The organism is Rhodococcus sp. LB1 (genome assembly GCF_001583455.1).
Taxonomy (GTDB): domain Bacteria; phylum Actinomycetota; class Actinomycetes; order Mycobacteriales; family Mycobacteriaceae; genus Rhodococcus_F; species Rhodococcus_F opacus.
Window position 1 is genome coordinate 1 of sequence record NZ_LTCZ01000383.1, and the last position, 3,965, is coordinate 3,965.

Genomic DNA, 3,965 nt, shown 5'->3' on the forward strand with positions numbered 1-3,965 from the left:
CCACCCTCGGCGTCCTGACCCGAGACCACGACGGCGACCTCCCCACCGTCTTTGTGCCGGAACCGCTCCTCATGCGAGCGGCGCGGCTCATCGAGAACACCGCCACCCTCGTACACCAAGGCTGCCCACTCCCACCAGACGTCGCCGAGAACGTCCGCCCCCACCTGCAGAAGGCACTGCGCGACGACGCCGCCCGGCTCCGGGCACTCTGTGGGCGGTCCCCGACGACCCACCATGACCACCGTGGCAGTCCCGGGGTGCATTCCTCCCCAATCGCAGGAGACCAGTGTGCAACCGATCCTCGACACCTTCCCGTCAAAGGCGTTCAGATCCACAAGATCCACCACAACGGCGGGACGGCGATCTGTCGTGCATCATCAGCGGAAAGCACTGTTCACCAACCTATTAGCAAAATATATTGAAATACAACAACTTTCAAGACATGCTCGACACCGGGCACNNNNACCGGGCACGCTGGTGCCCGCCGGCACCCCACATCACAACTACGTTCGGCGCCCCTCACGACCCGGGGCACCCCAGGCGAGGGTCCAGGCGCCACCGTCCTGCTCCTCGACCTGTCCGGGCGGGTGACCCGGGACATGCCATCACATCAGGTCACAACGGGATCACAACGAAGACGGCCCGCACCCCGCGGGTCGGGTGCCGGCTACAACGTGCGCCGGTGCGATTCAAGCAATAGACGTTTTGCTTGAACGAGGGTTCCGTTCATTCAAGCTTTCGCGAGTGCAGCGGGATAAGTTCAAGAAATCTACCCTGCACCCCTACGGCGACGGCAACGGCCGACTGATCACACTCCTCCAACCGATGAAAGCCGGCGAACTGCGATGGCCGATCCTCAACATCGCACCCTGGCTCGAAGCCCGACGCGACGAATACCAAGACGGCCTCCTCAACACCACCATCACCGGCGACTACAACCCATGGATCGAGTTCTTCTCCACCGCCGTGGCCGAACAAGCCAAAGAAGGCCTCGAACGCATCCAGCGACTGATGAAAATCCGCGACACCATGATCCTCGGACTCCGCGAACAAGGCCTGCGCGGCTCAGCCATCGAAATCGCCGAATGGCTCATCGGCTACCCCGTGATCGACGTCAACACCGCAGCCACCCTCACCGGGAAAACCTTCCAAGCCACCAACACCGCCATCAAAAAAACTCGTCGACGAAAACATCCTCACCGAAATCACCAAAAAGAAGCAGAACAGGCTCTTCCTCTGCACGGACGCATGGAACGCCACCCGATGGGAGTAACCATCGACCGATCACCCCGACACCAGCCCCGATCACGACCAGGAGGTGATGACGTGATTCCGATCCCGCCGTACGGCTTGGGAGACAGCTCGATGGTGTGGCAACCCTTCGCTGGTGCCCATAGTCCTCTGGTGGAACTCCTGGCACTGACCCAGACCTACCGCGCGGCCGGCGACGGTCGAGCGGCAGCGGCCGCGTGGTCGCCGCGATTCTCAAATCGGCGCCGAGTTCGGCAGAGCAAGACATCCACTCCTTTCGCCGCCCAACACGCCCGACCGTGGGCCACGCCGATGGGTCACAGACACACGTGGCACGGCGGTGTGGTCTGTGTTTGCGGCTGCGGCCGGGCGGCGCCGCGGCCCGCATGCCATCCTCGGATAATGGCACGAACGTGGTTGTCGGTGACGGTGGAGCTGCTCGGCGGGCGCGGCGAGGAATTGTGGCCGTGGCCCGGCCGCGTCTTCGCGGTCGGACCGTCGCATACCTTCATGGACCTTGCGAATGCGATCAACGACGGCTTCGCCCGGTGGGACCGCTCTCATCTGTCGATGTTCACCCTTGCCGATGGACGAGTGGTCACCGACACCGAGACCGGCGCCGAGATGGTGGAGTCGGTCGGTGGGCCGATCACCGAGCCGGTGGACATCGAGTCGGCGAAGGTCGCCCGGCTGCTGGGGCTGGGTGTGGAGTTCCAGTTCACCTTCGACCTGGGCGATGACTGGACGCACCGCTGTGTGGTCGGGAGGGAGAAGGTCGACCCTATCCAGGTATTGGGCATCGCCCCCGGCAACCCCCTGCCGTACTGGGGCTGGGGCAGCATTCCGGATCAGTACGGGCGCCGGTGGAATGGCGACGACGGGGAAGGCCGGGCGCCGCGCAGACCACCCCAGCCGCATCCGATGCTGCTGCACGCGTGGCCCGCACGGGAGCAGGTGCCCGCGCTCGAGGTGTCCGAGCTGCGCGCCGCTATCGCGACAGCAGATGCCGTCCGCTTTCTCGCCGCGGTGCGCGGGCGTGACGTCGACGACGCGCTGCAACAGGTGGGGGCCGGCATGCCGATGGCACTGCAGCAGCGACGGGAGCAGGCCGAGCCGGTGGCGGTGTCGGTCATCAACCGGCTGACGTGGCGCGGCGGCACGGGTGACGGGGTGCTGGCCGAGGATCTGCTCGCGTGCCTGCGCGGCGAGCCGCTGACGGGACGGGTGGTGCCGGTCGACCTCGAGATGCTCGGTAGCGAGCTGGAGGGGGATCCGGGCATGTCGACCGGTGGCTACGTCGACCTGCGCACCGGGGAGGTGTACGACGACAGCAGCACCGACCCGGCGATGGTTGGGGAGGACGCCGCCGTCGACGTGGAGGCCGAACCCGACCGGTGGCTCCGGTTCGACCGCACCGGCTCGCGGGACGGTTGGCGTGACATGGCGGCCTTCGCCGGGCGGTGCCATGATGCGGCGCTGCGGGAGCGGCTGGAGCGGGCGATCGAGGGCAGGGGCGCGTTCGGCCGGTTCCGCGACCTGGTCCACCGGGAGAGCCTCGCCGATCAGTGGTACATCTTCGCCACCGACCGCCAACTGGGTCGTGCCCGTGAGTTCCTCGCCGGCGAGGGCATCCGTGTGACGCAGCGCGCCGTACAGCGATAGCCGATCGCGCACCTCTGGGAGAACGTTTGGCGGTGACGTGGCGGATCCGCCACCGTTCTGAGATTCCGCACTGTCTCTGGCAGATCGGCATGCTCGGCCAGTGCGGTGATCGAAGCAACCTCCGCCGACTGTCCTGGCCGTTCGTCGGCATTCCTTTGACGATCAGCTCGAAACGCGGTGGGCCGACTGCCCTGTAGTAGCCGGTTACCGTGCGGGTATTCGCGGCCGGTTTGGATCCGGAGACAGGTCCGAGAGACACGCCAGCACAACCGAAATCCGGTCTCGGCATGCACGTTCGGCACCGCCACACTCGACATGTGGGTGCCGGCGTCGAGAGCGCACATGTATGACCGCCCGGGGTCGAGTCGAGCGGGCCGGACAGGATGGGCCCACCGGCCCCGGGGCCGGGTGCCAGAGCCAGCCGAACGGATCGGCGGCGACACCGTCGAATGCGTCGTCGTCCGACTCGCCCTCGAAACACCCGTACGGGGCGCCACCTGCGGTGAAGCCGACAGGCGAACATCGACCCGCTCGCCCACCACGATCCCATCGAACACCGATGCCGGTCCGTCTGTGGTGTCCGGCTGGTCGCGGCGCTTCCCGTACGCGTGCCGGTGTGTGCTGTTGCTCGGCTCACCGCCCATGGAGTCGGGCGTGCCCCTCGACGTCGGGTTTGTCCGCGACAATCACATCGGTCCCGCGGCCACCGAGACGTGGAAGTTCCCCGCACCCACGGACCGCTCGAGGGTCGCAATGACAGCAGCCGGATTGTCGTAGGGCCCGTTGAGGTAGAACGGCTGACCGTCCCTCCCGAACTCGATCCGACCCGACCCGTCCCACTCACCCAGGAACGCGGCGGCATCACCATCGAACGTATCCGCGGGCTCGAAACCGAGCCCACGCGCATACGCCGCCGCCCCCAGGATCAGTTCACGGCCGAGTTCGATCGGAATCTCCACCGCAGGACGGTCGAACGCCGCGTAGTACCTGCGGACGGCGGTGGGGATCCTGCCCGCATCCATGGTTTCGGGGTCACGGGTGTTCTTCACCCC

Annotated in this window: 4 protein-coding genes and 1 pseudogene; 1 reads left to right on the plus strand and 4 read right to left on the minus strand. The window is 66.4% G+C overall.

From position 1 onward, the window contains the following. The 3 genes from AZG88_RS52200 to AZG88_RS54605 all read right to left on the minus strand — a co-directional run. Positions 1-263 (minus strand): hypothetical protein (locus AZG88_RS52200; RefSeq protein ID WP_156517712.1); only part of this gene is annotated, 263 nt, incomplete at its 3' end. Between the two features lie 463 nt (positions 264-726). Further along, positions 727-1,053 (minus strand): hypothetical protein, encoded by a 327-nt coding sequence (locus AZG88_RS54600; protein WP_156517713.1) that lies wholly within the window; start codon positions 1,051-1,053, stop codon positions 727-729. Between the two features lie 12 nt (positions 1,054-1,065). Then, positions 1,066-1,242 carry a hypothetical protein gene (locus tag AZG88_RS54605; RefSeq protein ID WP_156517714.1) on the minus strand — a complete coding sequence of 59 codons (177 nt, stop codon included), beginning with the start codon at positions 1,240-1,242 and terminating at the stop codon, positions 1,066-1,068. 411 nt (positions 1,243-1,653) lie between these two features. Between AZG88_RS54605 and AZG88_RS36415 the strand changes: the two genes are divergently transcribed. Then, positions 1,654-2,913 carry a UPF0158 family protein gene (locus AZG88_RS36415; protein ID WP_061043280.1) on the plus strand — a complete coding sequence of 420 codons (1,260 nt, stop codon included), beginning with the start codon at positions 1,654-1,656 and terminating at the stop codon, positions 2,911-2,913. A gap of 686 nt (positions 2,914-3,599) precedes the next feature. On the opposite strand, the pseudogene AZG88_RS36420 reads toward AZG88_RS36415, so the two are convergent. Beyond that, positions 3,600-3,965, minus strand: a pseudogene (locus AZG88_RS36420) (hypothetical protein); the annotation flags it as partial.

Bases quoted from the DNA above. Each gene is read 5' to 3' on its own strand.
- AZG88_RS36415 (WP_061043280.1), top strand. From the start codon at position 1,654: ATGGCACGAACGTGGTTGTCGGTGACGGTGGAGCTGCTCGGCGGGCGC.